The sequence below is a fragment of the Salmonella sp. SAL04196 genome (genome assembly GCF_046550835.1).
GTDB classification, from domain to species: domain Bacteria; phylum Pseudomonadota; class Gammaproteobacteria; order Enterobacterales; family Enterobacteriaceae; genus Salmonella; species Salmonella enterica.
Genome location: NZ_JBGDXE010000002.1, coordinates 435,758 through 462,439 on the forward strand (window position 1 = coordinate 435,758; position 26,682 = coordinate 462,439).

Consider the following 26,682-nt stretch of genomic DNA (forward strand, 5'->3'; position numbering starts at 1 on the left):
ATTAACAGGATACCTATAGTGCTGCTTTCTCTACTTAACAGTGCTCGTTTACGACCTGAATTACTGATTCTGGTACTAATGGTGATGATCATTTCTATGTTCGTCATTCCATTACCTACCTATCTGGTTGATTTCCTGATCGCACTGAATATCGTACTGGCGATATTGGTGTTTATGGGGTCGTTCTACATTGACAGAATCCTCAGTTTTTCAACGTTTCCTGCGGTACTGTTAATTACCACGCTCTTTCGTCTGGCATTATCGATCAGTACCAGCCGTCTTATCTTGATTGAAGCCGATGCTGGTGAAATTATCGCCACGTTCGGGCAATTCGTTATTGGCGATAGCCTGGCGGTGGGTTTTGTTGTCTTCTCTATTGTCACCGTGGTCCAGTTTATCGTTATTACCAAAGGTTCAGAACGCGTCGCGGAAGTCGCGGCCCGATTTTCTCTGGATGGTATGCCCGGTAAACAGATGAGTATTGATGCCGATTTGAAGGCCGGTATTATTGATGCGGATGCCGCGCGCGAACGGCGAAGTGTACTGGAAAGGGAAAGCCAGCTTTACGGTTCCTTTGACGGTGCGATGAAGTTTATCAAAGGTGACGCTATTGCCGGCATCATTATTATCTTTGTGAACTTTATTGGCGGTATTTCGGTGGGGATGACCCGCCATGGTATGGATTTGTCCTCCGCCCTGTCTACTTATACCATGCTGACCATTGGTGATGGTCTTGTCGCCCAGATCCCCGCATTGTTGATTGCGATTAGTGCCGGTTTTATCGTGACTCGCGTAAATGGCGATAGCGATAATATGGGGCGGAATATCATGACGCAGCTGTTGAACAACCCATTTGTATTGGTTGTTACGGCTATTTTGACCATTTCAATGGGAACTCTGCCGGGATTCCCGCTGCCGGTATTTGTTATTTTATCGGTGGTTTTAAGCGTACTCTTCTATTTTAAATTCCGTGAAGCAAAACGTAGCGCCGCCAAACCTAAAACCAGCAAAGGCGAGCAGCCGCTCAGTATTGAGGAAAAAGAAGGGTCGTCGTTGGGACTGATTGGCGATCTCGATAAAGTCTCTACAGAAACCGTACCGTTGATATTACTTGTGCCGAAGAGCCGGCGTGAAGATCTGGAAAAAGCTCAACTTGCGGAGCGTCTACGTAGTCAGTTCTTTATTGATTATGGCGTGCGCCTGCCGGAAGTATTGTTACGCGATGGCGAGGGTCTGGACGATAACAGCATCGTATTGTTGATTAATGAGATCCGTGTTGAACAATTTACGGTCTATTTTGATTTGATGCGAGTGGTAAATTATTCCGATGAAGTTGTTTCCTTTGGCATTAATCCAACAATCCATCAGCAAGGTAGCAGTCAGTATTTCTGGGTAACGCATGAAGAGGGGGAGAAACTGCGGGAGCTTGGCTATGTGTTGCGGAACGCGCTTGATGAGCTTTACCACTGTCTGGCGGTGACGCTGGCGCGCAACGTCAATGAATATTTCGGTATTCAGGAAACAAAACATATGCTGGACCAACTGGAAGCGAAATTTCCTGATTTACTTAAAGAAGTGCTCAGACATGCCACGGTACAACGTATATCTGAAGTTTTGCAGCGTTTGTTAAGCGAACGTGTTTCCGTGCGTAATATGAAATTAATTATGGAAGCGCTCGCATTGTGGGCGCCAAGAGAAAAAGATGTCATTAACCTTGTGGAGCATATTCGTGGGGCAATGGCGCGTTATATTTGCCATAAATTCGCCAATGGCGGCGAATTACGAGCAGTAATGGTATCTGCTGAAGTTGAGGATGTTATTCGCAAAGGGATCCGTCAGACCTCTGGCAGTACCTTCCTCAGCCTTGACCCGGAAGCCTCCGCTAATTTGATGGATCTCATTACACTTAAGTTGGATGATTTATTGATTGCACATAAAGATCTTGTCCTCCTTACGTCTGTCGATGTCCGTCGATTTATTAAGAAAATGATTGAAGGTCGTTTTCCGGATCTGGAGGTTTTATCTTTCGGTGAGATAGCAGATAGCAAGTCAGTGAATGTTATAAAAACAATATAAGGGCTTAATTAAGGAAAAGATCTATGCAACATTTGGATATCGCTGAATTAGTTCGTTCCGCACTGGAAGTAAGTGGTTGCGATCCTTCATTAATTGGAGGAATAGATAGCCATTCAACAATTGTTCTGGATTTATTTGCATTGCCAAGTATCTGTATCAGCGTCAAGGACGATGATGTATGGATCTGGGCGCAATTGGGTGCTGACAGCATGGTGGTATTACAACAGCGGGCTTATGAAATCTTAATGACCATAATGGAAGGATGCCATTTTGCCCGCGGCGGGCAATTACTACTGGGGGAGCAGAATGGGGAGCTAACGCTTAAAGCCTTAGTGCATCCGGATTTTTTATCTGACGGTGAAAAGTTCTCTACTGCCTTGAATGGGTTTTACAACTATCTGGAAGTTTTTAGTCGGTCGCTAATGAGATGAAAACACCTCGTTTACTGCAATATCTGGCCTACCCACAAAAAATAACCGGCCCAATTATTGAGGCGGAATTGCGCGATGTAGCCATTGGCGAACTGTGTGAAATACGCCGTGGCTGGCACCAAAAACAGGTTGTTGCACGTGCGCAGGTGGTTGGCTTACAGCGGGAACGCACCGTGCTGAGCCTTATCGGCAATGCCCAGGGGCTGAGCCGCGATGTCGTGCTTTATCCCACTGGACGTGCGTTATCGGCGTGGGTGGGATACTCGGTATTAGGCGCGGTGTTGGATCCGACAGGGAAAATCGTTGAGCGTTTTACCCCTGAAGTGGCGCCAATTAGCGAAGAACGCGTTATTGATGTCGCACCGCCTTCTTACGCTTCGCGCGTTGGCGTCCGTGAACCGCTGATTACCGGTGTGCGCGCGATTGACGGGTTATTGACCTGTGGCGTAGGCCAGCGAATGGGCATTTTTGCCTCCGCAGGATGCGGTAAGACCATGCTGATGCATATGCTGATCGAGCAAACGGAGGCGGATGTCTTTGTTATCGGTCTTATCGGTGAACGAGGCCGCGAGGTCACTGAATTCGTGGATATGTTGCGCGCTTCGCATAAGAAAGAAAAATGCGTGCTGGTTTTTGCCACTTCCGATTTCCCCTCGGTCGATCGCTGCAATGCGGCGCAACTGGCGACAACCGTAGCGGAATATTTTCGTGACCAGGGAAAACGGGTTGTGCTTTTTATCGATTCCATGACCCGTTATGCGCGTGCTTTGCGAGACGTGGCACTGGCGTCGGGAGAGCGTCCGGCCCGTCGAGGTTATCCAGCCTCCGTATTCGATAATTTGCCCCGCTTGCTGGAACGCCCCGGGGCGACCAGCGAGGGAAGCATTACTGCCTTTTATACGGTGCTGCTGGAAAGCGAGGAAGAGGCGGACCCGATGGCGGATGAAATTCGCTCTATCCTTGACGGTCACCTGTATCTGAGCAGAAAGCTGGCCGGGCAGGGACATTACCCGGCAATCGATGTACTGAAAAGCGTAAGCCGCGTTTTTGGACAAGTCACGACGCCGACACATGCTGAACAGGCATCTGCCGTGCGTAAATTAATGACGCGTCTGGAAGAGCTCCAGCTTTTCATTGACTTGGGAGAATATCGTCCTGGCGAAAATATCGATAACGATCGGGCGATGCAGATGCGGGATAGCCTGAAAGCCTGGTTATGCCAGCCGGTAGCGCAGTATTCATCCTTTGATGACACGTTGAGCGGTATGAATGCATTCGCTGACCAGAATTAAAGTATTGCAGCGGCGCTGTACGGTATTTCATTCACAGTGTGAGTCGATATTACTTCGCTATCAGGATGAGGACCGCGGGCTGCAGGCCGAGGAGGAGGCGATCCTTGAACAAATAGCGGGTCTGAAATTGTTATTAGATACGCTGCGTGCAGAAAACAGACAGCTCAGTCGTGAGGAAATTTATACGTTATTACGTAAGCAGTCTATTGTTCGCCGGCAGATAAAAGATTTAGAACTCCAGATTATACAAATTCAGGAAAAACGGAGCGAGCTGGAAAAGAAAAGGGAAGAGTTTCAGAAAAAAAGTAAATATTGGTTGCGCAAAGAAGGGAACTATCAACGCTGGATAATCCGTCAGAAAAGACACTATATCCAGCGAGAGATACAGCAGGAAGAGGCCGAGTCAGAGGAGATAATTTAATGGGCGATGTGTCAGCTGTCAGTTCATCCGGGAACATTTTACTGCCGCAGCAGGATGAGGTTGGCGGTTTATCAGAAGCATTAAAAAAAGCGGTGGAAAAACATAAGACAGAATATTCCGATCATAAAAAAGATCGCGACTATGGCGATGCTTTCGTAATGCATAAAGAAACGGCTTTACCGGTATTGCTGGCGGCATGGCGACATGGCGCGCCAGCGAAATCAGAACATCACAATGGTAACGTTTCTGGTCTGCATCATAACGGAAAAGGCGAACTCAGGATTGCTGAAAAACTGTTGAAAGTCACTGCTGAAAAATCTGTCGGTTTGATCTCTGCGGAGGCCAAAGTAGATAAATCCGCAGCGTTGCTATCGTCTAAAAATAGGCCGTTAGAAAACGTAAGCGGTAAAAAATTATCTGCTGATTTAAAAGCTGTGGAATCCGTTAGTGAAGTAGCCGATAACGCCACGGGAATCTCTGACGATAATATCAAGGCATTGCCTGGGGATAATAAAGCCATCGCGGGCGAAGGCGTTCGTAAAGAGGGCGCGCCGCTGGCGCGGGATGTCGCACCTGCCCGAATGGCCGCAGCCAATACCGGTAAGCCTGACGATAAAGATCATAAAAAGGTTAAAGATGTTTCTCAGCTTCCGCTGCAACCAACCACTATCGCCGATCTTAGCCAATTAACCGGCGGCGATGAAAAAATGCCTTTAGCGGCGCAATCAAAGCCGATGATGACTATTTTTCCCACTGCCGATGGCGTGAAAGGGGAGGATAGCTCGCTGACTTACCGTTTTCAGCGCTGGGGAAATGACTATTCCGTCAATATTCAGGCGCGGCAAGCAGGGGAGTTTTCGTTAATACCGTCAAATACGCAGGTTGAACATCGTTTGCATGATCAATGGCAAAACGGTAATCCCCAGCGCTGGCACCTGACGCGAGACGATCAACAAAATCCGCAGCAGCAACAGCACAGACAGCAATCTGGCGAGGAGGATGACGCCTGATGTCATTGCGTGTGAGACAGATTGATCGTCGCGAATGGCTATTGGCGCAAACCGCGACAGAATGCCAGCGCCATGGCCAGGAAGCTACGCTGGAATATCCGACGCGACAGGGAATGTGGGTTCGGTTGAGCGATGCAGAAAAACGGTGGTCGGCGTGGATTAAACCTGGGGACTGGCTTGAGCATGTCTCTCCCGCTCTGGCGGGGGCGGCGGTTTCTGCTGGCGCTGAGCACCTGGTCGTTCCCTGGCTTGCTGCAACAGAGCGACCGTTTGAGTTGCCCGTGCCGCATTTGTCCTGTCGGCGTTTATGCGTAGAGAACCCCGTGCCGGGAAGTGCGCTGCCGGAAGGGAAATTGTTGCACATTATGAGCGATCGGGGCGGCCTGTGGTTTGAATATCTTCCTGAACTGCCTGCAGTCGGGGGCGGCAGGCCGAAAATGCTGCGTTGGCCGTTGCGCTTTGTAATCGGTAGCAGTGATACGCAGCGTTCGTTGCTGGGCCGAATCGGGATCGGAGATGTACTCCTGATTCGTACTTCCCGTGCGGAAGTTTATTGCTACGCGAAAAAGTTAGGTCATTTCAACCGTGTTGAAGGGGGAATTATTGTGGAAACGTTAGATATTCAACATATCGAAGAAGAAAATAATACAACTGAAACTGCAGAAACTCTGCCTGGCTTGAACCAATTGCCCGTCAAACTGGAATTTGTTTTGTATCGTAAGAACGTTACCCTCGCCGAACTCGAAACCATGGGGCAGCAGCAGCTATTATCACTGCCGACCAATGCTGAACTTAACGTTGAAATTATGGCGAATGGTGTTTTGCTGGGTAATGGCGAACTGGTACAGATGAATGACACCTTAGGCGTTGAGATCCATGAATGGCTGAGCGAGTCTGGTAATGGGGAATGATATCTCATTAATTGCCTTACTGGCATTTTCCACCCTGTTGCCATTTATTATTGCGTCAGGAACCTGTTTCGTTAAATTTTCTATTGTATTTGTCATGGTGCGTAACGCCCTGGGATTGCAGCAGATACCTTCAAATATGACGCTTAACGGCGTCGCATTGCTGCTTTCTATGTTTGTTATGTGGCCCATAATGCATGATGCCTACGTCTATTTTGAGGACGAAGATGTCACCTTTAATGATATTTCGTCATTAAGTAAGCACGTTGATGAAGGTCTGGATGGTTATCGCGATTATCTGATCAAATATTCAGATCGCGAGTTAGTTCAGTTTTTTGAAAACGCGCAACTGAAGCGTCAGTATGGAGAAGAGACCGAGACGGTAAAGCGTGACAAAGATGAAATTGAAAAACCATCAATATTTGCGTTATTACCTGCTTATGCGCTGAGCGAAATAAAAAGCGCGTTTAAAATTGGTTTTTATCTCTATTTGCCCTTTGTTGTCGTCGACCTGGTGGTATCCAGCGTGCTACTGGCGCTGGGGATGATGATGATGAGTCCGGTGACGATATCTACACCTATTAAGCTGGTGCTTTTTGTCGCGCTTGATGGCTGGACATTACTGTCTAAGGGATTGATTTTACAGTATATGGACATTGCAACATGACATCATTACGAGACGGGATAGTTAAATGGATGATTTAGTGTTTGCAGGTAATAAGGCGCTCTATCTTGTTTTGATCCTGTCAGGGTGGCCGACGATTGTCGCAACGATTATCGGCCTCCTGGTAGGGTTATTCCAGACGGTAACGCAATTACAGGAACAGACGCTGCCTTTTGGCATTAAATTACTTGGCGTGTGTTTGTGCTTGTTTTTACTGTCTGGCTGGTATGGCGAAGTTTTACTCTCTTACGGGCGTCAGGTGATATTCCTGGCGTTGGCTAAGGGGTAAAAAATGTTTTACGCGTTGTACTTTGAAATTCATCACCTGGTTGCGTCTGCGGCACTAGGGTTTGCTCGCGTGGCGCCGATTTTTTTCTTCCTGCCGTTTTTGAATAGCGGGGTATTAAGCGGCGCGCCGAGAAACGCCATTATCATCCTGGTGACATTGGGAGTATGGCCGCATGCATTGAACGAGGCGCCGCCGTTTTTATCGGTGGCGATGATCCCGTTAGTTCTGCAAGAAGCGGCGGTAGGCGTCATGCTGGGCTGTCTGCTGTCATGGCCTTTTTGGGTTATGCATGCACTGGGTTGTATTATCGATAACCAGCGAGGGGCAACGCTAAGTAGCAGTATCGATCCGGCAAACGGCATTGATACCTCGGAAATGGCTAATTTCCTGAATATGTTTGCCGCTGTCGTTTATTTACAAAACGGCGGTCTGGTCACGATGGTTGACGTGTTAAATAAAAGCTATCAGCTATGCGATCCGATGAACGAGTGCACGCCTTCATTACCGCCGCTATTAACGTTTATTAATCAGGTGGCTCAAAACGCCTTGGTTCTGGCCAGTCCGGTGGTATTAGTGCTGTTGCTGTCAGAAGTATTCCTGGGTTTATTGTCGCGCTTTGCTCCGCAAATGAACGCCTTTGCGATTTCACTGACGGTAAAAAGCGGCATTGCCGTTTTAATTATGCTGCTTTATTTCTCTCCGGTGCTACCGGACAATGTACTGCGACTCTCTTTCCAGGCCACAGGATTAAGCAGTTGGTTTTACGAGCGAGGGGCGACGCATGTCCTCGAATAAAACAGAAAAACCGACTAAAAAACGGCTGGAAGACTCCGCTAAAAAAGGCCAATCATTTAAAAGTAAAGATCTCATTATCGCCTGCCTGACGCTGGGAGGAATTGCCTATCTGGTGTCGTATGGCTCATTTAATGAGTTTATGGGGATAATTAAGATCATTATTGCGGATAATTTTGATCAGAGCATGGCTGACTACAGTTTGGCCGTTTTTGGGATAGGGTTAAAATATCTGATTCCATTTATGCTGCTCTGCTTAGTGTGTTCCGCATTACCGGCGTTATTACAGGCCGGTTTTGTGCTGGCGACAGAAGCATTAAAACCTAATTTATCGGCGTTAAACCCGGTAGAAGGGGCGAAAAAACTTTTTAGTATGCGAACGGTTAAAGATACGGTCAAAACCCTACTGTATCTCTCATCCTTTGTGGTGGCCGCCATCATTTGCTGGAAGAAATATAAGGTTGAAATCTTTTCTCAGCTAAATGGCAATATTGTAGGTATTGCCGTCATTTGGCGTGAGCTTCTTCTCGCGTTGGTATTAACTTGCCTTGCTTGCGCATTGATTGTCTTATTATTGGATGCTATTGCGGAATATTTCCTGACCATGAAAGATATGAAAATGGATAAGGAAGAAGTGAAGCGTGAAATGAAGGAGCAGGAAGGGAACCCAGAGGTTAAATCTAAAAGACGTGAAGTTCATATGGAAATTCTGTCTGAACAGGTGAAATCCGATATTGAAAACTCACGCCTGATTGTTGCCAACCCCACGCATATTACGATCGGGATTTATTTTAAACCCGAACTGATGCCGATTCCGATGATCTCGGTGTATGAAACGAATCAGCGCGCACTGGCCGTCCGCGCCTATGCGGAGAAGGTTGGCGTACCTGTGATCGTCGATATCAAACTGGCGCGCAGTCTTTTCAAAACCCATCGCCGTTATGATCTGGTGAGTCTGGAAGAAATTGATGAAGTTTTACGTCTTCTGGTTTGGCTGGAAGAGGTAGAAAACGCGGGCAAAGACGTTATTCAGCCACAAGAAAATGAAGTACGACATTGAGCCGCGTAAAGCAGTAGCGATGTATTCATTGGGCGTTTTTTGAATGTTCACTAACCACCGTCGGGGTTTAATAACTGCATCAGATAAACGCAGTCGTTAAGTTCTACAAAGTCGGTGACAGATAACAGGAGTAAGTAATGGATTATCAAAATAATGTCAGCGAAGAACGTGTTGCGGAAATGATTTGGGATGCCGTTAGTGAAGGCGCCACGCTAAAAGACGTTCACGGGATCCCTCAAGATATGATGGACGGTTTATATGCTCATGCTTATGAGTTTTATAACCAGGGACGACTGGATGAAGCTGAGACGTTCTTTCGTTTCTTATGCATTTATGATTTTTACAATCCCGATTACACCATGGGACTGGCGGCGGTATGCCAACTGAAAAAACAATTTCAGAAAGCATGTGACCTTTATGCAGTAGCGTTTACGTTACTTAAAAATGATTATCGCCCCGTTTTTTTTACCGGGCAGTGTCAATTATTAATGCGTAAGGCGGCAAAAGCCAGACAGTGTTTTGAACTTGTCAATGAACGTACTGAAGATGAGTCTCTGCGGGCAAAAGCGTTGGTCTATCTGGAGGCGCTAAAAACGGCGGAGACAGAGCAGCACAGTGAACAAGAAAAGGAATAATTATGGTAAATGACGCAAGTAGCATTAGCCGTAGCGGATATACCCAAAATCCGCGCCTCGCTGAGGCGGCTTTTGAAGGCGTTCGTAAGAACACGGACTTTTTAAAAGCGGCGGATAAAGCTTTTAAAGATGTGGTGGCAACGAAAGCGGGCGACCTTAAAGCTGGAACAAAGTCCGGCGAGAGCGCTATTAATACGGTGGGTCTAAAGCCGCCTACGGACGCCGCCCGGGAAAAACTCTCCAGCGAAGGGCAATTGACATTACTGCTTGGCAAGTTAATGACCCTACTGGGCGATGTTTCGCTGTCTCAACTGGAGTCTCGTCTGGCGGTATGGCAGGCGATGATTGAGTCACAAAAAGAGATGGGGATTCAGGTATCGAAAGAATTCCAGACGGCTCTGGGAGAGGCTCAGGAGGCGACGGATCTCTATGAAGCCAGCATCAAAAAGACGGATACCGCCAAGAGTGTTTATGACGCAGCGGCCAAAAAACTGACGCAGGCGCAAAATAAATTGCAATCGCTGGACCCGGCTGACCCCGGCTATGCACAAGCTGAAGCCGCGGTAGAACAGGCCGGAAAAGAAGCGACAGAGGCGAAAGAGGCATTAGATAAGGCCACGGATGCGACGGTTAAAGCAGGCACAGACGCCAAAGCGAAAGCCGAGAAAGCGGATAACATTCTGACCAAATTCCAGGGAACGGCTAATGCCGCCTCTCAGAATCAGGTTTCCCAGGGTGAGCAGGATAATCTGTCTAATGTCGCCCGCCTCACTATGCTCATGGCCATGTTTATTGAGATTGTGGGCAAAAATACGGAAGAAAGCCTGCAAAACGATCTTGCGCTTTTCAACGCCTTGCAGGAAGGGCGTCAGGCGGAGATGGAAAAGAAATCGGCTGAATTCCAGGAAGAGACGCGCAAAGCCGAGGAAACGAACCGCATTATGGGATGTATCGGGAAAGTCCTCGGCGCGCTGCTAACCATTGTCAGCGTTGTGGCCGCTGTTTTTACCGGTGGGGCGAGTCTGGCGCTGGCTGCGGTGGGACTTGCGGTAATGGTTGCCGATGAAATTGTGAAGGCGGCGACGGGGGTGTCGTTTATTCAGCAGGCGCTGAACCCGATTATGGAGCATGTGCTGAAGCCGTTAATGGAGCTGATTGGCAAGGCGATTACCAAAGCGCTGGAAGGATTAGGCGTCGATAAGAAAACGGCAGAGATGGCCGGCAGCATTGTTGGTGCGATTGTCGCCGCTATTGCCATGGTAGCGGTCATTGTGGTGGTCGCAGTTGTCGGGAAAGGCGCGGCGGCGAAACTGGGTAACGCGCTGAGCAAAATGATGGGCGAAACGATTAAGAAGTTGGTGCCTAACGTGCTGAAACAGTTGGCACAAAACGGCAGCAAACTCTTTACCCAGGGGATGCAACGTATTACTAGCGGTCTGGGTAATGTGGGTAGCAAGATGGGCCTGCAAACGAATGCCTTAAGTAAAGAGCTGGTAGGTAATACCCTAAATAAAGTGGCGTTGGGCATGGAAGTCACGAATACCGCAGCCCAGTCAGCCGGTGGTGTTGCCGAGGGCGTATTTATTAAAAATGCCAGCGAGGCGCTTGCTGATTTTATGCTCGCCCGTTTTGCCATGGATCAGATTCAGCAGTGGCTTAAACAATCCGTAGAAATATTTGGTGAAAACCAGAAGGTAACGGCGGAACTGCAAAAAGCCATGTCTTCTGCGGTACAGCAAAATGCGGATGCTTCGCGTTTTATTCTGCGCCAGAGTCGCGCATAAAAACTGCCAAAATAAAGGGAGAAAAATATGTTAATTAGTAATGTGGGAGTAAATCCCGCCGCTTATTTAAATAATCATTCTGTTGAGAATAGTTCACAGACAGCTTCGCAATCCGTTAGCGCTAAAGATATTCTGAATAGTATTGGTATTAGCAGCAGTAAAGTCAGTGACCTGGGGTTGAGTCCTACACTGAGCGCGCCTGCGCCAGGGGTATTAACGCAAACCCCCGGAACGATCACGTCCTTTTTAAAAGCCAGTATTCAAAATACCGACATGAATCAGGATTTGAATGCCCTGGCAAATAATGTCACGACTAAAGCGAATGAGGTTGTGCAAACCCAGTTACGCGAGCAGCAGGCAGAAGTCGGAAAGTTTTTTGATATTAGCGGAATGTCTTCCAGTGCCGTTGCGCTGTTGGCTGCCGCGAATACGTTAATGCTGACGTTGAACCAGGCTGATAGCAAACTGTCTGGTAAGTTGTCATTAGTCAGCTTTGATGCAGCTAAAACGACGGCAAGCTCCATGATGCGCGAAGGGATGAATGCGTTGTCCGGTAGTATTTCCCAGAGCGCGCTTCAGTTGGGGATCACTGGCGTGGGCGCCAAACTGGAATATAAGGGGCTGCAGAATGAAAGAGGCGCGCTTAAACATAATGCCGCGAAGATCGATAAACTGACCACTGAAAGCCACAGTATTAAAAACGTGCTGAACGGGCAGAATAGCGTCAAACTCGGTGCTGAAGGCGTCGATTCTCTGAAATCGTTAAATATGAAGAAAACCGGTACCGATGCGACGAAAAATCTTAATGATGCGACGCTTAAATCTAATGCCGGAACCAGCGCCACGGAAAGTCTGGGTATTAAAGACAGTAATAAACAAATCTCCCCTGAACATCAGGCTATTCTGTCGAAACGTCTTGAGTCTGTCGAATCCGATATTCGTCTTGAGCAGAATACCATGGATATGACCCGAATTGATGCGCGCAAGATGCAGATGACGGGCGATCTGATTATGAAGAACTCGGTCACGGTCGGTGGTATTGCAGGGGCGTCCGGGCAGTACGCCGCTACTCAGGAACGTTCCGAGCAGCAAATTAGCCAGGTGAATAACCGTGTTGCCAGCACCGCATCGGACGAAGCCCGTGAAAGTTCACGTAAATCGACCAGCCTGATTCAGGAAATGCTGAAAACAATGGAGAGCATTAACCAGTCGAAAGCATCCGCACTTGCTGCTATCGCAGGCAATATTCGCGCTTAATCTGAAAGGTCATCTATACGCCATCAGGGGTGTGATTTAATCGCGCTCCTGATGGCGAACTGGGGATATTATGCTTAATATTCAAAATTATTCCGCTTCTCCTCATCCGGGGATCGTTGCCGAACGGCCGCAGACTCCCTCGGCGAGCGAGCACGTCGAGACTGCCGTGGTACCGTCTACCACAGAACATCGCGGTACAGATATCATTTCATTATCGCAGGCGGCTACTAAAATCCAGCAGACACAGCAGACGCTGCAGTCAACGCCACCGATTTCTGAAGAGAATAATGACGAGCGCACGCTGGCGCGCCAGCAGTTGACCAGCAGCCTGAATGCGCTGGCGAAGTCTGGCGTGTCATTATCCGCAGAACAAAATGAGAACCTGCGGAGCGCGTTTTCTGCGCCGACGTCGGCCTTATTTAGCGCTTCGCCTATGGCGCAGCCGAGAACAACCATTTCTGATGCTGAGATTTGGGATATGGTTTCCCAAAATATATCGGCGATAGGTGACAGCTATCTGGGCGTTTATGAAAACGTTGTCGCAGTCTATACCGATTTTTATCAGGCCTTCAGTGATATTCTTTCCAAAATGGGAGGCTGGTTATCGCCTGGTAAGGATGGAAATACCATTAAGCTAAATGTTGACTCACTTAAAAGTGAAATAAGTAGTTTAATTAATAAATACACTCAAATAAATAAAAATACGATTTTATTTCCCTCGCAAACTGGCAGCGGAGTGACAACAGCAACGAAAGCGGAAGCTGAGCAGTGGATTAAAGAATTGAATTTACCGGCCAGCTGTCTAAAGGCGTCTGGTTCTGGTTATGTCGTACTGGTGGATACGGGGCCACTGAGCAAAATGGTTAGCGATCTTAATGGAATAGGATCGGGTTCAGCCCTTGAACTGGATAACGCCAAATATCAAGCCTGGCAGTCGGGTTTTAAAGCACAGGAAGAAAATCTGAAAACCACATTACAGACGCTGACGCAAAAATATAGCAATGCCAATTCATTGTACGACAACCTGGTAAAAGTGCTGAGCAGTACGATAAGTAGCAGCCTGGAAACCGCCAAAAGCTTCCTGCAAGGATAACAGAAGAGGATATTAATAATGGTTACAAGTGTAAGAACTCAGCCCCCCGTCATGATGCCAGGTATGCAGACCGAGATCAAAACGCAGGCCACGAATCTTGCGGCGAATCTTTCCGCAGTCAGAGAAAGTGCCACAGCGACGCTGTCAGGGGAAATTAAAGGCCCGCAACTGGAAGGTTTTCCCGCGCTGATCAAACAGGCGAGTCTGGATGCATTGTTTGCATGCGGGAAAGACGCCGAGGCGTTAAAAGAAGTTTTTACCAATTCAAATAATGTCGCCGGTAAGAAAGCGATAATGGAGTTTGCCGGGCTCTTTCGTTCAGCGCTCAACGCCACCAGTGATTCTCCTGAGGCGAAGACGCTACTAATGAAGGTGGGGGCAGAGTATACCGCGCAAATCATAAAAGATGGCCTGAAAGAAAAGTCAGCTTTTGGACCATGGCTGCCAGAAACAAAGAAAGCGGAAGCGAAGCTGGAAAACCTGGAAAAACAGCTGTTAGATATCATCAAAAATAACACTGGCGGTGAATTAAGTAAATTATCGACGAATCTTGTTATGCAGGAGGTGATGCCCTATATTGCCAGCTGCATTGAACATAACTTTGGCTGTACGTTAGATCCGTTAACCCGCAGCAATCTTACGCACCTTGTTGACAAAGCGGCGGCGAAGGCGGTTGAGGCGCTTGATATGTGCCACCAAAAATTAACGCAAGAGCAGGGTACCAGCGTAGGACGGGAAGCCCGGCACCTTGAAATGCAAACGTTGATACCCCTGCTGCTACGTAATGTTTTTGCACAAATTCCTGCAGATAAACTGCCTGACCCTAAAATTCCGGAACCTGCGGCTGGACCAGTGCCTGATGGTGGGAAAAAAGCAGAACCTACGGGTATTAATATCAATATTAATATTGATAGCAGTAACCGTAGCGTGGATAACAGTAAGCATATTAACAATAGCCGAAGCCATGTCGATAATAGCCAGCGCCATATCGATAATAGCAACCATGATAATAGCCGGAAGACGATTGATAATAGCCGAACATTTATTGATAACAGCCAACGCCATGGCGAGTCACACCATTCGACTAACAGCAGCAACGTAAGTCATAGTCATTCGCGTGTGGATTCGACTACGCATCAAACGGAGACGGCACACAGCGCCAACACAGGGGCAATTGACCATGGCATCGCAGGTAAAATTGACATCACGGCTCATGCGACGGCAGAGGCTGTGACCAACGCTTCTTCCGAAAGTAAAGATGGAAAGGTGGTCACGTCAGAAAAGGGCACTACGGGTGAAACAACCTCTTTTGATGAAGTTGATGGCGTAACCAGCAAGAGCATTATCGGCAAGCCGGTACAGGCCACGGTGCACGGCGTTGATGATAATAAACAGCAAAGCCAGACGGCAGAGATTGTGAATGTGAAGCCGCTTGCCAGTCAACTGGCTGGCGTCGAGAATGTTAAAATCGATACCTTACAATCAGACTCGACGGTAATTACAGGTAATAAAGCCGGTACGACCGATAATGATAATAGCCAGACAGATAAGACTGGCCCATTTTCTGGTTTGAAGTTTAAGCAAAATAGTTTCCTCTCAACAGTACCGAGCGTTACGAATATGCATTCAATGCATTTCAACGCCCGTGAGGCGTTTTTGGGTGTGATACGTAAAGCCCTGGAGCCGGATACCTCCACACCGTTCCCTGTACGCAGAGCGTTTGACGGCTTGCGTGCGGAAATATTACCCAATGACACGATAAAGAGTGCAGCGTTGAAAGCGCAATGTAGCGATATTGACAAGCACCCAGAATTGAAAGCGAAAATGGATACGCTTAAAGAGGTCATTACTCATCATCCACAAAAAGAAAAACTGGCTGAGATTGCACTGCAGTTTGCCAGAGAGGCGGGGTTGACTAGGCAAAAAGGGGAAACTGACTATGTGTTAAGTAATGTGCTGGACGGCCTTATCGGAGACGGTAGCTGGCGAGCTGGCCCGGCTTACGAGTCATACCTGAATAAACCTGGCGTAGATCGGGTTATTACTACCGTTGATGGCTTGCACATGCAGCGTTAATTAACCGGGAAAGATGCGATGAATATGGATATTGAAGCAAGAGTCAAAAAAGTGATCACCTCCTGTATTGCCGTTGATGTTGATAGTATCAATGGTCAGACCCATCTGGTTGAGGATCTTTATGCTGACTCATTGGATTTAATTGATATTGTATTTGGTCTTAGTGAGGAGTTTGACATTAGTTGCAATGAAAACGATCTTCCTGATATGACGACCTTTGCGGATATATGCCGTGTTGTTAAAAAAAGTCTTGAGTCCAGGGTGTAGTATTTTTCTCTCGCTCGACAACAATTGAACAAGATTAATTGTTATGAAAATCATCACACACGTAGTACCCGGTTCAGGTATGGCTGCAATATATGATGATATTGCTGACAGTCCGCGTTTTGTTATTAAAGGCAAGTTACGTCATGTTGAAAATGATCCGAAGGAGCTGCTGATATGTGTTCCGATGCGTAGTGAATGGCTATTCTACTGGATTAAAGGAGAGAAATATTGCGCCCGGCGATGGGCGCGAAAAAGTATCAAGACATTGTGTAACCAGATTAAATTTGAAGAAGCAATCTTATAAAAGATATAATTCAAGAGGAAAGTAAATTGCAAGCACACCAGGATATTATCGCTAATATTGGTGAGAAATTGGGTTTACCGCTCACTTTTGACGACAACAATCAGTGCTTATTACTACTCGATAGCGATATTTTTACGTCTATTGAAGCTAAAGATGATATCTGGTTATTGAACGGTATGATTATACCGTTATCGCCTGTTTGTGGCGATTCTATCTGGCGGCAGATTATGGTGATTAATGGTGAACTGGCTGCGAATAATGAAGGTACGTTAGCGTATATTGAGGCTGCTGAGACGTTGTTGTTTATACATGCAATTACCGATCTGACAAATACTTACCATATTATATCGCAGCTTGAGTCATTTGTGAATCAGCAGGAAGCGCTCAAAAACATACTGCAGGAATATGCTAAAGTATGAGGAGAGAAAATTGAATAATTTAACGTTGTCTTCGTTTTCAAAAGTTGGTGTGTCGAATGATGCCCGACTTTATATTGCTAAGGAAAATACTGATAAGGCATATGTTGCGCCTGAAAAATTTTCGTCAAAAGTATTAACCTGGCTTGGAAAAATGCCGTTATTTAAAAACACTGAAGTGGTGCAAAAACATACGGAAAACATCAAGGGACAGGATCAGAAAATTTTACAAACATTTCTCCAGGCACTAACGGAAAAATATGGGGAAACAGCGGTCAATAACGCACTGTTAATGTCCCGTATAAATATGAACAAACCCCTTACCCAACGTTTAGCAGTGCAGATCACGGAGTGTGTAAAAGCTGCTGACGAAGGGTTTATAAACCTTATTAAGAGCAAGGATAATGTTGGTGTCATGAATGCCGCTTTAGTCATAAAAGGCGGCGATACAAAAGTGGCAGAAAAAAATAACGATGTTGGAGCAGAAAGTAAGCAACCTTTACTCGATATCGCGCTAAAGGGACTTAAAAGAACATTACCGCAACTGGAACAAATGGATGGAAATAGCCTGCGAGAAAACTTCCAGGAGATGGCTTCAGGTAACGGCCCGCTGCGTTCATTAATGACGAATTTACAGAATTTGAATAAAATTCCAGAGGCTAAACAACTTAATGATTATGTTACAACGTTAACAAATATTCAGGTCGGTGTAGCCCGGTTCTCACAATGGGGAACCTGTGGGGGAGAGGTTGAGAGGTGGATTGATAAAGCCTCTACTCATGAATTAACCCAGGCTGTAAAAAAAATTCACGTTATTGCTAAAGAACTGAAAAACGTTACAGCTGAACTTGAGAAAATAGAAGCCGGCGCGCCAATGCCACAGACGATGAGCGGACCGACACTGGGCCTGGCACGGTTTGCGGTCAGCAGCATTCCAATTAATCAGCAAACCCAAGTGAAACTGAGCGATGGAATGCCTGTGCCAGTGAATACGTTAACTTTTGACGGTAAGCCTGTGGCATTAGCCGGTTCGTACCCAAAAAATACGCCGGACGCGCTGGAAGCGCATATGAAAATGCTTCTTGAAAAAGAATGCTCGTGCCTGGTGGTGTTAACGTCGGAAGATCAGATGCAGGCAAAACAATTACCACCCTATTTCAGAGGGAGCTACACTTTTGGCGAGGTGCATACCAACAGCCAAAAAGTGAGCTCAGCCAGTCAGGGAGGAGCGATAGACCAATACAATATGCACCTGTCCTGCGGGGAAAAGCAGTATACAATCCCGGTATTGCATGTGAAAAATTGGCCAGATCACCAGCCGTTACCGTCTACTGATCAGTTAGAATACCTGGCGGATAGGGTGAAAAATAGTAACCAAAATGGCGCGCCGGGGCGTAGTTCATCAGATAAGCATTTACCGATGATTCATTGTCTGGGCGGAGTGGGGAGAACCGGAACGATGGCGGCGGCTCTTGTACTTAAGGATAATCCTCATAGTAATCTGGAGCAGGTACGTGCAGATTTCCGGGATTCACGGAACAATAGAATGCTGGAAGACGCCTCACAGTTTGTACAACTAAAAGCAATGCAAGCCCAGTTGCTTATGACGACGGCAAGCTGATAAAAACATAGCTTACTTTTAGAACTATCTGAAAGTAAGCTATTTCTGTATAATTATTTGTTTACCGCGATAGAAAGTCTTTTGTTTTTCTCTTCTGCTGACATCCCTTTTAATTTTCTGTAATTCTCCCAAATTTTTTTAGCATAACGCTTCCTTATATCCGATCGTTTCGGTGACGTCCCGGCATTATAAGCGCCAACGGCCTCCCAGCTATAACCGTAGATTTTCATCATATCTGATAAAATGGATGCGCCCACAATGACAGAAATGCAGGGGTCCTGTAACAACTGTTTTTCACTAATCCCCATTTTTTTCAGCCTTTTCATATGGAAGCTGTTAATTTGCATCAGGCCAAGATCGGTTGAACCATCTCGGTTATAACCAATGGCGCCTGGTTTCATCGCCGATTCCTGCTGGGCGATAGCGTAAAGTAGTTCGGATTCAATATTGAACATTTTTTCAGCCTGAAGCCAGCAATCAGCCCATGCAGTATTTATGCTAAGCAACCAGATTACGATGATAAAAAAATAATGCATATCTCCTCTCTCAGATTTTACCGTAATTTAATCAAGCGGGGATCCTGTTTCCATCTTTTGAACCAAATATTGTCTTCGTTTTTAAATTTATTCCACATTTTCTCGGCAATAGCTTCGCCGTGGGCAACCAGCACTAACGGTAATAATCCCGGATTATTATCTATACGCTGTTCACTTTCCAGAAATTCTCTTATCGTCGGTAAGGCACGCTCACTATTCTGACAGTATTCAGCATAAAGAAGATTAACAGCAATAAGCCCTGTTATTTCCTGCGTGGATATTTCTTTAGTTAATTTTCGTGCCAGTTCATGTTTACCTTTAAGAGAAAGAAACATAACCTGCATACTTAATAATATTGGATTATCCTGCAGGTGTTGTGAGCGTAATTCATCGCCTAAACGTATAGCATCATCAATACCGGTATGATAATAGGTAATCCACAGCTTAGTGATCCCTGCGGCTGCGCGCGTTGGATCCAATTTTAAACACTCGTTAATCGTTTGTAAGGCCTCCTCCAACTGACCAGCCATGAAGAGATTCCAGCCATAATAATATTTAATATCTGCAGAGATGGGCGAAAGTAAGTTAGCTTGTTTGAATAGTAAACTCCCGACGATGTATTCTGAATGAATCGTATTAATTAGCCCCAGTAATCCTAAAGCTTGTGGATTATTGTGGTCCAGCTCTGTCGCCTTAATCGCATGTTCTTTAGCTTTGATCATGGCGTTTTGTTTATCAAAAATCCCCATTTGCGCCATGCTGAGGTAGCATTCTGCCAGCGCACAGTAAGGCGCAATGCTGTTTGGCGACATGTTAACGCATTGAGTCAGCAATTTAAGCGCTTGCTGTAAGCTATAGGGGGTATATTGATTTAACTCATGCTTACCGCGTAAGTAAACCATAGTACTGTCAATCGAATTTAGCTCGCTAACCTGCTTTGTGTCCCAGCGAAGCCCGGGAATACATCTGAGCAAAAGATTAGCAATTTTGTTTTGCAAGAGAGAAGCGGGTTGGTGTTCTATCAACTTAATGCTTTCCTGGTGCAGCAGGTGATAACCTTTAACCCGAACTATCTCGATCTGTACAATATTATCATTGCCATCGGGTATCATCTGCCCGGAGATATAATAATCGGGGCGTAATTGATCCATGAGCTCAAGAATATCTTTAACACTGCGACAGTTCTTCGTAATGGTCACCGGTAGCACGCTCAGGCCAAAGGGCGCATACTGCGATAATCCCTTCACGATAGAGTAATGCAGACTCTCGGATTGAACCTGATCCTGCATCTGAAAAGGAAGTATCGCCAATGTATGAGTCGTAGGTTGCGGCGCTGGCGGAGACACCACTACGACCGGACGATTAAACCGATAGCCCTGTCCGTACAGTGTTTCAATGTAACGATGCTCTTTATCTTCCGACAGAATACGTCGTAAGGCATAAATACAGCGGGTAAGAGATTCTTCGTTAACTTCCGCGTCGCCCCATACCTGGTCCAGTAAGGTGTTTTTACTCACAATCTCGCCGGCGGCTTCGAGCAGGATGACCAGAACAGCATATTCTTTTGGCGGAATATTGACTTTCTTTTCTGAGCGTAGCAGGGAGCCGTCCATGTTGAGTATGAAATCATCAAAGACGAATTTTTTATTCGATACAGGAACAGGATTAAAATGTGGCATGATAATAGTGTATTCTCTTACAGGGTGAAAAGTTATAATAGCTAATACAAGTCGTTAGGATAGAATCTACTGTTTCAGTAATTCTGCTGTTAGTACTAACGGTCAGGTTGAGCTTTTATTATGAGCTTAATGTCATATTGTACGGGCTCGGGTTTATATATTTTTAACATTTGATTATTTAGCTTATGCCTGTGCTTTAAATAAATGACATGTTGGTAATAATATTGTTATAACTAACCGTGATTATCGAATGGACGCTGTCGTATATCCTGGAGCAGAGAGTCAGCGCCGGGCATCTAAATATTTACATATTTAACTTGGCCTCATTGCAATAGAGATTAGTTTTGTAGCTATCTTACTGCATTTTTTGGGGGTGTAAATGCTGCTTATTATATCTTCATGGTTAATGGTCTGATAATTACACCATCAGAACCATTTTTCTCGAAGATTTCCACTAAATGACCATTCGTTGAAAGTTTAAGAGTGTAATTTGTCTTAGGTGTCAAAATATAAATGAAAGACTGTTTTTAATGGTGCGCTTATTTTTATATTTTTTTGCAAAATAATGATATCGTCTTTTCTTTACTCCTTTCTGCTATAGCGTCAAAAAGGCAGGGGGTTATGAGCAGTATCATCCTCAGGCTGGCCCCCTGGCATTATATCGATATCAGGAGGAAGAGAAGAGGTATGCCAGGCAGAAGCTAACAAGCGTGACTGTTTCGGTGTAGACCGTTCAGGCAAATAGTTCTCAGAGGGAACGGATGATGTATAAATATGAATGAAATGCCGGCCTTAATCCACAGGGTTAAAGCCGGAAGGAGATAGTGTCATCTGGACGGATTCTTACGCTGTGAATAAGGCAATATCGGTTTACCAGTCATCGCAGCGATGACAAGTTCACAAAAATCGTGTTATATAATCAGCCTTACTTTAAATTACCAGAGATATCAGTATAAGCTGTCTTCCGGACAGAACAATGATATTAAATAGCCTCCCATCCTGATATAGCGTGTTAATGCGCAGTCTGAATTTTAAATTATTACAATTTTAATAAAAATCTTTACTTGAGTGACAGATACAAAAAATGTTAATGGTTCGCCATTTTTATGAATGTCGATGGCGTAGTTTTAAAATATTTTTTGAAACATTGAATGAAGTAGGACGTGCTGTCATAACCACATTTTAATGCTACAGCATTAACATTATGGTTGCCTATGCGTAAAAGTTTTGCTGCCTGATTCATTCTTGCCGATAAGTAGATGTCGCTAAAGCTGGTACCTTCTTCTGCAAGTTTCCGTTTGAGCGTTGACGTACTCATAAATATATGATCGGCAACATCCGTAAGCTTCCACTGTCTACTGGGTGACGAAGATATAATGTTGTAAACGCGCTCCTTTAACGTTATCTGAGCCGAGCTAAGGATGATCTCATAACTCTCCGGGAGTCGGAGAAAAGCAGTAAGCAGGAACAGCAGAAAATAAGGAATTAACTCTTCATTTTCAATACAACTCTTGTTGTTACAGTTACTGCAACCTTTGCTTGTATCCTTCGTACAGGAGAACGCCGTTTTCAGATGTTCAAATACCTCTCTTCTGGCAGGAAAGTCAGGCGTATAGAAGATCTTCTGCGCTTTCTCTGTGGGTACCGCCATTTTGGTTTGCTGCTCGTTTGGGATAAGTGCATAGAGAGCGCCAAGTCGTTGCGTCGGTATCTCGAGTATATCGAAATCCATGTGGCCATTGACCTCTTCAAGCGTCACGTTAACTACCTGCTCTTTTTTGAGCACCAACATCCCAGGTTCGTCACAGTAAATCGTATCGTGATTATTGCTAATCGTCAGTTTACCGCTCCGAAAGCAAACTAAAGTGAAACTGCTTACATAAAGATTTTTGATGGTAACCTGCTGAGTCTGACTTTTAATTTGCTGCCGGGTATTTGTCAAAAGTGATTTTAATTTCTGTAAGTTATCTGCGGCAGGACGCTGATGACTATTACTTACAAAGGTTACATTTTCCATATTATCCCTTTGTTGATGTTATTTTAATGTTCCTTACTGGTATCCTACTGAAAAAATCTGAGTTGTAAATGCTCTTTATTAGCGTGTGTTGGCAATGGTCTGATTGTTACACCAAAAGAACCCAAATTTGGGTAATTTATCTACAGTAGTTTAAGCCCCAATGGGGATGATGGTTCTTTTAATATGTGTTGAGACGCATTATACAGAATAAATTGATTTTATTTCTCACTTTTCATTCTATTTTCATCAGGAATCCCTGTGTCCTGTGCGGTAATCTGCTGCTATCGAGAACGACAGACATCGCTAACAGTATATATGGAAACATCAAAAGAGAAGACGATAACAAGCCCAGGGCCATACATAGTTCGATTACTTAACAGCTCACTGAACGGCTGTGAGTTTCCATTGCTGACAGGCCGAACACTCTTTGTGGTAGGTCAGAGTGATGCGCTCACTGCTTCAGGCCAACTCCCTGATATACCTGCCGATAGCTTTTTTATCCCGCTGGACCATGGCGGAGTAAATTTTGAAATCCAGGTGGATACGGATGCGACCGAAATTATACTCCATGAGCTGAAAGAAGGAAATTCTGAATCTCGTTCGGTGCAATTAAATACGCCAATACAGGTCGGTGAATTGCTTATCCTGATTCGCCCGGAAAGCGAGCCGTGGGTGCCCGAGCAGCCTGAGAAGTTAGAAACGTCTGCAAAAAAGAACGAGCCACGTTTTAAAAACGGAATTGTAGCAGCACTGGCCGGGTTTTTTATATTGGGAATTGGGACGGTGGGGACGTTATGGATACTTAACTCGCCGCAGCGGCAGGCCGCAGAGCTCGATTCGTTATTGGGGCAGGAGAAGGAGCGCTTTCAGGTGTTGCCAGGACGGGACAAAATGCTCTATGTCGCTGCGCAAAATGAAAGAGATACGCTGTGGGCTCGTCAGGTTTTAGCGAGGGGCGATTATGATAAAAATGCGCGAGTGATTAACGAAAACGAAGAAAATAAGCGTATCTCTACCTGGCTGGATACCTATTATCCTCAGCTGGCTTATTATCGGCTTCATTTCGATGAGCCGCGTAAACCCGTTTTCTGGCTAAGCCGCCAGCGAAACACGATGAGCAAGAAAGAGCTCGAGGTGTTAAGTCAAAAGCTGAGAGCGCTAATGCCCTACGCGGATTCGGTTAACATCACGTTGATGGACGATGTTACCGCCGCAGGCCAGGCGGAAGCGGGGCTAAAACAGCAGGCGTTACCTTATTCCCGCAGGAATCATAAGGGGGGCGTAACGTTTGTTATTCAGGGGGCGCTCGATGATGTAGAAATACTCAGAGCTCGTCAATTTGTCGATAGCTATTACCGCACATGGGGAGGACGCTATGTGCAGTTTGCGATCGAATTAAAAGATGACTGGCTCAAGGGGCGCTCATTTCAGTACGGGGCGGAAGGTTATATCAAAATGAGCCCAGGCCATTGGTATTTCCCAAGCCCACTTTAATTTAACGCAAATAAGGAAGTCATTATGCCAACATCTTGGTCAGGCTATCTGGATGAAGTTTCAGCAAAATTTGATAAGGGCGTTGATGATCTACAAACGCAGGTAACAGAGGCGCTGGATAAATTAGCAGCAAAACCCTCCGATCCGGCGCTACTGGCGGCGTATCAGAGTAAGCTCTCGGAATATAACTTGTACCGTAACGCGCAATCGAACACGGTAAAAGTCTTTAAGGATATTGATGCTGCCATTATTCAGAACTTCCGTTAATCAGTTATAAGGTGGATTATGTCGATTGCAACTATTGTCCCTGAGAATGCCGTTATAGGGCAGGCGGTCAATATCAGGTCTATGGAGACGGACATTGTCTCGCTGGATGACCGGCTACTCCAGGCTTTTTCTGGTTCGGCGATTGCCACGGCTGTGGATAAACAGACGATTACCAACAGGATTGAGGACCCTAATCTGGTGACGGATCCTAAAGAGCTGGCTATTTCGCAAGAGATGATTTCAGATTATAACCTGTATGTTTCTATGGTAAGTACCCTTACTCGTAAAGGAGTCGGGGCTGTTGAAACGCTATTACGCTCATGATTCGTCGATATCTATATACCTTTCTGCTGGTAATGACCCTTGCCGGCTGTAAGGATAAGGATCTTTTAAAAGGACTGGACCAGGAACAGGCTAATGAGGTCATTGCCGTTCTGCAAATGCACAATATAGAGGCGAATAAAATTGATAGCGGAAAATTGGGCTATAGCATTACCGTTGCTGAGCCTGATTTTACCGCTGCGGTGTACTGGATTAAAACTTATCAGCTTCCTCCCCGGCCACGGGTGGAAATAGCGCAGATGTTCCCGGCGGATTCGCTGGTATCGTCTCCGCGAGCTGAAAAGGCCAGGTTATATTCGGCTATTGAACAGCGACTGGAACAGTCATTACAGACGATGGAGGGCGTGCTCTCCGCCAGGGTCCATATTAGTTATGATATTGATGCTGGTGAAAATGGCCGTCCGCCAAAACCTGTTCATCTGTCGGCATTAGCCGTATATGAACGAGGTTCGCCGCTTGCGCATCAGATCAGCGATATCAAGCGTTTCTTAAAGAATAGTTTTGCCGATGTGGATTATGACAACATTTCTGTTGTGTTGTCAGAACGTTCTGATGCCCAATTACAGGCTCCCGGCACACCAGTAAAACGTAATTCTTTTGCAACCAGTTGGATTGTGTTGATTATTTTGTTATCCGTGATGTCAGCAGGCTTTGGCGTCTGGTATTACAAAAACCATTATGCCCGCAATAAGAAAGGCATAACGGCTGATGATAAGGCGAAATCGTCAAATGAATAGGCAGCCATTACCCATTATCTGGCAAAGAATCATTTTTGATCCGTTATCGTATATCCATCCTCAGCGGTTGCAGATAGCGCCGGAAATGATTGTCAGACCCGCCGCCAGGGCGGCGGCAAATGAGTTAATACTGGCGGCATGGCGGCTTAAGAACGCAGAAAAGGAGTGTATTCAAAACTCACTGACGCAGCTGTGGCTGCGTCAGTGGCGCCGACTGCCGCAAGTAGCGTATTTACTCGGTTGCCATAAACTGAGAGCCGATCTGGCAAGGCAGGGAGCCTTGCTTGGCCTGCCGGATTGGGCGCAAGCATTTTTGGCAATGCATCAGGGAACAAGTTTATCTGTCTGCAATAAGGCGCCGAATCACCGGTTTTTACTTAGCGTCGGGTATGCACAGTTAAATGCCCTGAATGAATTTTTACCTGAATCTTTAGCACAGCGTTTTCCTTTGCTTTTTCCTCCATTTATTGAGGAGGCATCGAAGCAGGATGCTGTAGAAATGTCAATTTTGCTACTGGCCTTACAATATGCTCAAAAATATCCCAATTCCGTCCCCGCTTTCTCCTGTTGAGGGGATACTGATAAAGCGTAAAACGCTGGAACGTTATTTCTCTATTGAAAGATTAGAACAGCAGGCGCATCAACGGGCTAAGCGTATTTTGCGAGAGGCGGAAGAAGAGGCAAAGACCTTGCGGATGTACGCCTATCAGGAAGGTTACGAGCAGGGAATGATAGACGCGTTACAGCAGGTCGCCGCTTATCTTACTGATAATCAGACAATGGCCTGGAAGTGGATGGAAAAAATACAGATTTATGCCCGCGAGTTATTTTCAGCTGCGGTCGATCATCCCGAAACGCTTTTAACCGTCCTGGATGAGTGGCTGAGGGATTTCGATAAGCCGGAGGGGCAACTTTTTTTAACACTGCCAGTTAATGCGAAAAAAGATCACCAAAAACTGATGGTGTTGCTTATGGAGAACTGGCCAGGCACTTTTAATCTTAAATATCATCAGGAACAGCGCTTTATCATGAGTTGCGGCGATCAGATCGCAGAATTTTCACCTGAACAATTTGTTGAAACGGCAGTAGGCGTCATTAAGCATCATCTTGATGAACTTCCACAAGACTGCCGGACAATTTCTGATAACGCCATTAACGCACTTATTGATGAATGGAAGACAAAAACGCAAGCATTGTAAAATGGAGGTTATAAG

28 protein-coding genes are annotated in these 26,682 nt (G+C 45.9%); 25 read left to right on the forward strand and 3 right to left on the reverse strand.

Annotated features, from left to right (window positions below):
• Nucleotides 1-18: 18 nt before the first annotated feature.
• The 19 genes from invA to sptP all read left to right on the forward strand — a co-directional run bounded on the left by invA (nucleotide 19) and on the right by sptP (nucleotide 18,396).
• A complete protein-coding gene (invA, locus tag ACLJPE_RS11620) occupies nucleotides 19-2,076 on the forward strand; it encodes a type III secretion system export apparatus protein InvA (protein ID WP_000927219.1) in 2,058 nt (685 codons plus the stop codon).
• Nucleotides 2,077-2,099: 23 nt separating this feature from the next.
• The gene (spaK, locus tag ACLJPE_RS11625) at nucleotides 2,100-2,507 is read left to right on the forward strand and encodes an SPI-1 type III secretion system chaperone SpaK (protein WP_001164066.1); all 408 of its coding nucleotides are present in this window, start codon (nucleotides 2,100-2,102) and stop codon (nucleotides 2,505-2,507) included.
• Entirely contained in the window at nucleotides 2,504-3,799 is a 1,296-nt protein-coding gene (gene invC, locus ACLJPE_RS11630) for a SctN family type III secretion system ATPase InvC (protein WP_000856766.1), read from the forward strand. Before spaK ends, invC begins: the two co-directional genes overlap by 4 nt.
• Nucleotides 3,777-4,220 carry an SPI-1 type III secretion system protein SpaM gene (gene spaM / locus ACLJPE_RS11635; protein WP_000555884.1) on the forward strand — a complete coding sequence of 148 codons (444 nt, stop codon included), beginning with the start codon at nucleotides 3,777-3,779 and terminating at the stop codon, nucleotides 4,218-4,220. Before invC ends, spaM begins: the two co-directional genes overlap by 23 nt.
• Complete coding sequence (spaN, locus tag ACLJPE_RS11640; RefSeq protein WP_000503095.1) at nucleotides 4,220-5,230, forward strand: SPI-1 type III secretion system protein SpaN; 1,011 nt, start codon at nucleotides 4,220-4,222, stop codon at nucleotides 5,228-5,230. The genes spaM and spaN overlap by 1 nt, the downstream gene beginning before the upstream one ends.
• Nucleotides 5,230-6,141 (forward strand): SPI-1 type III secretion system protein SpaO, encoded by a 912-nt coding sequence (spaO, locus tag ACLJPE_RS11645; RefSeq protein ID WP_000058727.1) that lies wholly within the window; start codon nucleotides 5,230-5,232, stop codon nucleotides 6,139-6,141. Before spaN ends, spaO begins: the two co-directional genes overlap by 1 nt.
• Nucleotides 6,131-6,805, forward strand: a complete 675-nt coding sequence (gene spaP / locus ACLJPE_RS11650) for an SPI-1 type III secretion system export apparatus protein SpaP (RefSeq protein WP_000526016.1) — start codon at nucleotides 6,131-6,133, stop codon at nucleotides 6,803-6,805. Before spaO ends, spaP begins: the two co-directional genes overlap by 11 nt.
• A 25-nt stretch (nucleotides 6,806-6,830) precedes the next feature.
• Nucleotides 6,831-7,091, forward strand: a complete 261-nt coding sequence (gene spaQ / locus ACLJPE_RS11655; protein WP_000342503.1) for an SPI-1 type III secretion system export apparatus protein SpaQ — start codon at nucleotides 6,831-6,833, stop codon at nucleotides 7,089-7,091.
• A gap of 3 nt (nucleotides 7,092-7,094) precedes the next feature.
• Nucleotides 7,095-7,886: an SPI-1 type III secretion system export apparatus protein SpaR gene (gene spaR / locus ACLJPE_RS11660; protein ID WP_023214354.1), complete on the forward strand. Its 792-nt coding sequence runs from the start codon at nucleotides 7,095-7,097 to the stop codon at nucleotides 7,884-7,886.
• The gene (gene spaS / locus ACLJPE_RS11665) at nucleotides 7,873-8,943 is read left to right on the forward strand and encodes an SPI-1 type III secretion system export apparatus protein SpaS (RefSeq protein ID WP_000097719.1); all 1,071 of its coding nucleotides are present in this window, start codon (nucleotides 7,873-7,875) and stop codon (nucleotides 8,941-8,943) included. Before spaR ends, spaS begins: the two co-directional genes overlap by 14 nt.
• A gap of 137 nt (nucleotides 8,944-9,080) precedes the next feature.
• Nucleotides 9,081-9,578 (forward strand): SycD/LcrH family type III secretion system chaperone SicA, encoded by a 498-nt coding sequence (sicA, locus tag ACLJPE_RS11670; protein WP_000386309.1) that lies wholly within the window; start codon nucleotides 9,081-9,083, stop codon nucleotides 9,576-9,578.
• Between the two features lie 2 nt (nucleotides 9,579-9,580).
• Nucleotides 9,581-11,362 (forward strand): SPI-1 type III secretion system needle tip complex protein SipB, encoded by a 1,782-nt coding sequence (sipB, locus tag ACLJPE_RS11675; protein ID WP_000245782.1) that lies wholly within the window; start codon nucleotides 9,581-9,583, stop codon nucleotides 11,360-11,362.
• 27 nt (nucleotides 11,363-11,389) lie between these two features.
• Entirely contained in the window at nucleotides 11,390-12,619 is a 1,230-nt protein-coding gene (gene sipC / locus ACLJPE_RS11680) for an SPI-1 type III secretion system needle tip complex protein SipC (protein ID WP_000909028.1), read from the forward strand.
• A gap of 70 nt (nucleotides 12,620-12,689) precedes the next feature.
• Nucleotides 12,690-13,712, forward strand: coding sequence for an SPI-1 type III secretion system needle tip complex protein SipD (gene sipD, locus ACLJPE_RS11685; protein ID WP_000932256.1), 1,023 nt, complete (start codon nucleotides 12,690-12,692; stop codon nucleotides 13,710-13,712).
• Between the two features lie 18 nt (nucleotides 13,713-13,730).
• Nucleotides 13,731-15,788: an SPI-1 type III secretion system effector SipA gene (sipA, locus tag ACLJPE_RS11690; protein WP_031602004.1), complete on the forward strand. Its 2,058-nt coding sequence runs from the start codon at nucleotides 13,731-13,733 to the stop codon at nucleotides 15,786-15,788.
• An 18-nt stretch (nucleotides 15,789-15,806) separates the two neighbouring features.
• Nucleotides 15,807-16,055, forward strand: coding sequence for an acyl carrier protein (locus tag ACLJPE_RS11695; protein WP_001055579.1), 249 nt, complete (start codon nucleotides 15,807-15,809; stop codon nucleotides 16,053-16,055).
• A 43-nt stretch (nucleotides 16,056-16,098) separates the two neighbouring features.
• Entirely contained in the window at nucleotides 16,099-16,359 is a 261-nt protein-coding gene (locus ACLJPE_RS11700) for a hypothetical protein (RefSeq protein ID WP_000692251.1), read from the forward strand.
• A gap of 26 nt (nucleotides 16,360-16,385) precedes the next feature.
• Complete coding sequence (sicP, locus tag ACLJPE_RS11705; protein ID WP_001147854.1) at nucleotides 16,386-16,778, forward strand: chaperone SicP; 393 nt, start codon at nucleotides 16,386-16,388, stop codon at nucleotides 16,776-16,778.
• On the forward strand, nucleotides 16,765-18,396 hold the full coding sequence (gene sptP, locus ACLJPE_RS11710) for an SPI-1 type III secretion system effector GTPase-activating protein SptP (protein ID WP_031602003.1): 1,632 nt from the start codon (nucleotides 16,765-16,767) through the stop codon (nucleotides 18,394-18,396). Before sicP ends, sptP begins: the two co-directional genes overlap by 14 nt.
• Before the next feature lie 53 nt (nucleotides 18,397-18,449).
• Here sptP and iagB read toward each other — a convergent pair whose 3' ends face one another.
• From iagB to hilD, 3 genes are all read right to left on the reverse strand, one after another.
• Nucleotides 18,450-18,932 carry an SPI-1 type III secretion system invasion protein IagB gene (iagB, locus tag ACLJPE_RS11715; RefSeq protein WP_000558932.1) on the reverse strand — a complete coding sequence of 161 codons (483 nt, stop codon included), beginning with the start codon at nucleotides 18,930-18,932 and terminating at the stop codon, nucleotides 18,450-18,452.
• A 17-nt stretch (nucleotides 18,933-18,949) separates the two neighbouring features.
• Nucleotides 18,950-20,611: a transcriptional regulator HilA gene (hilA, locus tag ACLJPE_RS11720; protein WP_001120090.1), complete on the reverse strand. Its 1,662-nt coding sequence runs from the start codon at nucleotides 20,609-20,611 to the stop codon at nucleotides 18,950-18,952.
• Nucleotides 20,612-21,698: 1,087 nt separating this feature from the next.
• Nucleotides 21,699-22,628: a transcriptional regulator HilD gene (gene hilD, locus ACLJPE_RS11725; protein WP_000432699.1), complete on the reverse strand. Its 930-nt coding sequence runs from the start codon at nucleotides 22,626-22,628 to the stop codon at nucleotides 21,699-21,701.
• 315 nt (nucleotides 22,629-22,943) lie between these two features.
• Here hilD and prgH point away from each other — a divergent pair, with 315 nt between their 5' ends.
• From prgH to orgB, 6 genes are read left to right on the forward strand one after another with little or no spacing between them, the layout of a single operon-like run.
• A complete protein-coding gene (prgH, locus tag ACLJPE_RS11730) occupies nucleotides 22,944-24,122 on the forward strand; it encodes a type III secretion system inner membrane ring protein PrgH (RefSeq protein WP_000450196.1) in 1,179 nt (392 codons plus the stop codon).
• 24 nt (nucleotides 24,123-24,146) lie between these two features.
• The gene (locus ACLJPE_RS11735; protein ID WP_001143298.1) at nucleotides 24,147-24,389 is read left to right on the forward strand and encodes a type III secretion system needle complex protein; all 243 of its coding nucleotides are present in this window, start codon (nucleotides 24,147-24,149) and stop codon (nucleotides 24,387-24,389) included.
• An 18-nt stretch (nucleotides 24,390-24,407) separates the two neighbouring features.
• Nucleotides 24,408-24,713 (forward strand): type III secretion system inner rod protein PrgJ, encoded by a 306-nt coding sequence (gene prgJ / locus ACLJPE_RS11740; protein WP_000020431.1) that lies wholly within the window; start codon nucleotides 24,408-24,410, stop codon nucleotides 24,711-24,713.
• Nucleotides 24,710-25,468 (forward strand): type III secretion system inner membrane ring lipoprotein PrgK, encoded by a 759-nt coding sequence (gene prgK, locus ACLJPE_RS11745; protein WP_000621238.1) that lies wholly within the window; start codon nucleotides 24,710-24,712, stop codon nucleotides 25,466-25,468. The genes prgJ and prgK overlap by 4 nt, the downstream gene beginning before the upstream one ends.
• On the forward strand, nucleotides 25,440-26,039 hold the full coding sequence (gene orgA / locus ACLJPE_RS11750) for an oxygen-regulated invasion protein OrgA (protein ID WP_077905449.1): 600 nt from the start codon (nucleotides 25,440-25,442) through the stop codon (nucleotides 26,037-26,039). The genes prgK and orgA overlap by 29 nt, the downstream gene beginning before the upstream one ends.
• Nucleotides 25,996-26,667, forward strand: coding sequence for a type III secretion system linker protein OrgB (orgB, locus tag ACLJPE_RS11755; RefSeq protein ID WP_000916655.1), 672 nt, complete (start codon nucleotides 25,996-25,998; stop codon nucleotides 26,665-26,667). The genes orgA and orgB overlap by 44 nt, the downstream gene beginning before the upstream one ends.
• The last annotated feature ends 15 nt before the right edge of the window (nucleotides 26,668-26,682 follow it).

Coding starts and splice junctions, on each gene's coding strand:
- spaK (WP_001164066.1), top strand. CDS start 2,100: ATGCAACATTTGGATATCGCTGAATTAGTTCGTTCCGCACTGGAAGTA.
- invC (WP_000856766.1), top strand. CDS start 2,504: ATGAAAACACCTCGTTTACTGCAATATCTGGCCTACCCACAAAAAATA.
- spaM (WP_000555884.1), top strand. CDS start 3,777: ATGCATTCGCTGACCAGAATTAAAGTATTGCAGCGGCGCTGTACGGTA.
- spaN (WP_000503095.1), top strand. CDS start 4,220: ATGGGCGATGTGTCAGCTGTCAGTTCATCCGGGAACATTTTACTGCCG.
- spaO (WP_000058727.1), top strand. CDS start 5,230: ATGTCATTGCGTGTGAGACAGATTGATCGTCGCGAATGGCTATTGGCG.
- spaP (WP_000526016.1), top strand. CDS start 6,131: ATGGGGAATGATATCTCATTAATTGCCTTACTGGCATTTTCCACCCTG.
- spaQ (WP_000342503.1), top strand. CDS start 6,831: ATGGATGATTTAGTGTTTGCAGGTAATAAGGCGCTCTATCTTGTTTTG.
- spaR (WP_023214354.1), top strand. CDS start 7,095: ATGTTTTACGCGTTGTACTTTGAAATTCATCACCTGGTTGCGTCTGCG.
- spaS (WP_000097719.1), top strand. CDS start 7,873: ATGTCCTCGAATAAAACAGAAAAACCGACTAAAAAACGGCTGGAAGAC.
- sicA (WP_000386309.1), top strand. CDS start 9,081: ATGGATTATCAAAATAATGTCAGCGAAGAACGTGTTGCGGAAATGATT.
- sipB (WP_000245782.1), top strand. CDS start 9,581: ATGGTAAATGACGCAAGTAGCATTAGCCGTAGCGGATATACCCAAAAT.
- sipC (WP_000909028.1), top strand. CDS start 11,390: ATGTTAATTAGTAATGTGGGAGTAAATCCCGCCGCTTATTTAAATAAT.
- sipD (WP_000932256.1), top strand. CDS start 12,690: ATGCTTAATATTCAAAATTATTCCGCTTCTCCTCATCCGGGGATCGTT.
- sipA (WP_031602004.1), top strand. CDS start 13,731: ATGGTTACAAGTGTAAGAACTCAGCCCCCCGTCATGATGCCAGGTATG.
- ACLJPE_RS11695 (WP_001055579.1), top strand. CDS start 15,807: ATGAATATGGATATTGAAGCAAGAGTCAAAAAAGTGATCACCTCCTGT.
- ACLJPE_RS11700 (WP_000692251.1), top strand. CDS start 16,099: ATGAAAATCATCACACACGTAGTACCCGGTTCAGGTATGGCTGCAATA.
- sptP (WP_031602003.1), top strand. CDS start 16,765: ATGCTAAAGTATGAGGAGAGAAAATTGAATAATTTAACGTTGTCTTCG.
- iagB (WP_000558932.1), bottom strand. CDS start 18,932: ATGCATTATTTTTTTATCATCGTAATCTGGTTGCTTAGCATAAATACT.
- hilA (WP_001120090.1), bottom strand. CDS start 20,611: ATGCCACATTTTAATCCTGTTCCTGTATCGAATAAAAAATTCGTCTTT.
- hilD (WP_000432699.1), bottom strand. CDS start 22,628: ATGGAAAATGTAACCTTTGTAAGTAATAGTCATCAGCGTCCTGCCGCA.
- prgH (WP_000450196.1), top strand. CDS start 22,944: ATGGAAACATCAAAAGAGAAGACGATAACAAGCCCAGGGCCATACATA.
- ACLJPE_RS11735 (WP_001143298.1), top strand. CDS start 24,147: ATGCCAACATCTTGGTCAGGCTATCTGGATGAAGTTTCAGCAAAATTT.
- prgJ (WP_000020431.1), top strand. CDS start 24,408: ATGTCGATTGCAACTATTGTCCCTGAGAATGCCGTTATAGGGCAGGCG.
- prgK (WP_000621238.1), top strand. CDS start 24,710: ATGATTCGTCGATATCTATATACCTTTCTGCTGGTAATGACCCTTGCC.
- orgA (WP_077905449.1), top strand. CDS start 25,440: ATGATAAGGCGAAATCGTCAAATGAATAGGCAGCCATTACCCATTATC.
- orgB (WP_000916655.1), top strand. CDS start 25,996: ATGCTCAAAAATATCCCAATTCCGTCCCCGCTTTCTCCTGTTGAGGGG.